Origin of the sequence: Streptomyces spongiae (assembly GCF_009377185.1) — a bacterium.
GTDB lineage: Bacteria > Actinomycetota > Actinomycetes > Streptomycetales > Streptomycetaceae > Streptomyces > Streptomyces spongiae.
The window spans coordinates 1-2,010 of record NZ_VJZC01000983.1 but is presented as its reverse complement, the minus strand read 5'-3'; the positions used below and the strand labels follow the sequence as shown (position 1 = coordinate 2,010).

Sequence of the window (2,010 nt, the reverse complement as noted above, 5' to 3'; positions counted from 1 at the left end):
AGGTGGGGGTGTGGAACGGCGGGTTGGGGCCCCACCACCCCTTCCACTCCGGGTCCTCGTGCCATCCGGGGTAGCCGAACTTCCCGGCGCCCATGATCTCGGCGCCGATCCCGGGATCGAACTGCCGCACGAAGGCGTCGTCGAGGCCGCTGGTCCCGCCGGGCTCGCCGAGCCTCTCGCGCCACCAGCGGGTGGCGAACATCCATTCGTGCAGCCTTTCGCCGGCGTGGCCGAACGGTGCTTCACGGCTCAGACCCTCACCGGTGCCGAAGCCGTCGAGCGAGATGGCGAAGTTGTGGACGCGGGCGAGTGACATGGCGGGCGACTCCGTTCCTTCTGCTGGTCGAGCTTCGTACGATCGGCTCAGTCATGCGGTGACGATGGCCGCCCCGACATCATGACGCCGGGTACCGACACCCGCCACGGCCGCACTGATCGAAGGGCCTGGCGCCAATGGCCTTGTGAGCGCTATGCCACGGTCACCCGGGTTCCGTTGAAGTTGGCGACGATCTCCAACTCCCCACCCAGTGCCTCGACGTAAGCCGCTACCGTGCCCACCTCGGTGGACGCGGTTTTGCCGCGCTCGATGGCTGACACCCTCTCTTGGCGTACATGCATTCGGGCGGCCAGTTCACGCTGGGTGAGCCCAAGCTGCCTGCGCATTTCGGCGAGTCGGTGTGCGCGGGCTTCGGCGACCATGCGCCTGGCCCCTGCGGTGATGGCGTCGAGGTCGTCGGCATCGAAGACCTCGTGCTTGACCTCGTCCCAGGAGTGGAAGCTGGTCACTGCTGTTTCCCCTTCTGACGGCGCCGCCGGGCCAGGTGGTCCAGCCGCTCGGTATAGCGTTCCTCGGCCAGGGGGATCGCGTGGCGATACCACTCCGTCCAGTGCCCCGCCTTGTCGCCTGCGACGAGCAGGACCGCACTGCGCTTTGGATCGAAGGCGAACAGGATCCTGATCTCTGTGCTTCCTGTCGAACCGGGGCGCAGTTCCTTGAGGTGATGCAGGTCCGAACCTCTGATCCGGTCCACCAGAGGGCGCCCGAGGTCCGGTCCCTCCTCCACGAGGGCCTGGATCGCCTGACCCACGAGCCGTGCCGTGCTGCGATCGTCCTTGCGTAGCTGATGGAGCCAGTCGCGCACCTCCCCGGTCATTTCAAGATGCCAGGCCATCAGCGTCCGCCGTGTAGTACTTGTACATACTAGTACGGTTTCGTACTAGGTGCCACTCGGGGTCGAGGATGGCGTACTCATCACCCGATCGAGTGGAACCCGGCTGGGTTCTGGCCCGCCGGGTTCACTCACGTCCCGAGCTACGACCACCAGGCCGTCAGGTCGCGCAGCCCCCCACCCGTCGCGTGCTCAACGCGATGTCGTCCAGGCGGACGTCGTACGACGACGGGCTCGGGTCGGCCTGGTAGAGCTGCCAGCCGAGCTTCAGCTTGTCGAAGGTCGGGAAGACGAAGTCGTCCGCCGTGCCGCCGTGGTTCTTCGTGGAGACCGTCAGGTCGGACTGTTCCACGCCGTCCAGGTAGACCGTGACCCGGTTGTCGGAGGCGTCGAGGTGGAACTCGACGCAACTCCACCGGGCCGCCTCGGCCGGTGCGGAGGTCTTCCATGACGTCCAGTCACCCGTGGGGCCCAGGTCGGAGCCCACGCCCCAGAAGTTGCCCTGGTCGGTGGGGGCGTACTGGCCGCCGAGCGGTCGGACCAGCGTGGGGGAGTCGGAGCCGGAGGCTTCCGCGAGGGTCCAGTGTGCCCAGTCGGGGGCCGTCGGGAACTCGGCCACGCGCAGGCGCATACGGGCCCAGACGCTGTTGCCGGGGAGGGAGAGGTCGGGGAGGACCATGAAGGCGCGGCCGTTGCCCTCGGTGCGGATGCGGAGTTCACGGCCGTGGTCGCCCGCGCCGGGGGCCACGGTCAGCGTGCCGTTGGACGTGTCCGTCGTCCAGCCGCGGCCCTCGGTGACCGGGCCGAGGGGGAGGCGGTCGAAGTTCTCCCGGAAGAGGGG

3 protein-coding genes and 1 pseudogene are annotated in these 2,010 nt (G+C 68.1%); all 4 read right to left on the bottom strand.

Features of this window, described 5'->3' with window-relative positions; genetic code table 11:
- Positions 1 to 316 (bottom strand): annotated as a pseudogene (locus FNH08_RS49410) (dihydrofolate reductase family protein); the annotation flags it as partial.
- A gap of 152 nt (positions 317 to 468) precedes the next feature.
- Positions 469 to 786 (bottom strand): helix-turn-helix domain-containing protein, encoded by a 318-nt coding sequence (locus FNH08_RS52865; protein WP_322726657.1) that lies wholly within the window; start codon positions 784 to 786, stop codon positions 469 to 471.
- The gene (locus tag FNH08_RS49400; protein ID WP_194238886.1) at positions 783 to 1,172 is read right to left on the bottom strand and encodes a type II toxin-antitoxin system RelE/ParE family toxin; all 390 of its coding nucleotides are present in this window, start codon (positions 1,170 to 1,172) and stop codon (positions 783 to 785) included. Before FNH08_RS49400 ends, FNH08_RS52865 begins: the two co-directional genes overlap by 4 nt.
- A 157-nt stretch (positions 1,173 to 1,329) precedes the next feature.
- Positions 1,330 to 2,010, bottom strand: a 681-nt coding sequence (locus FNH08_RS49395) for a LamG domain-containing protein (RefSeq protein ID WP_152778510.1), incomplete at its 5' end; no start/stop codon positions are given.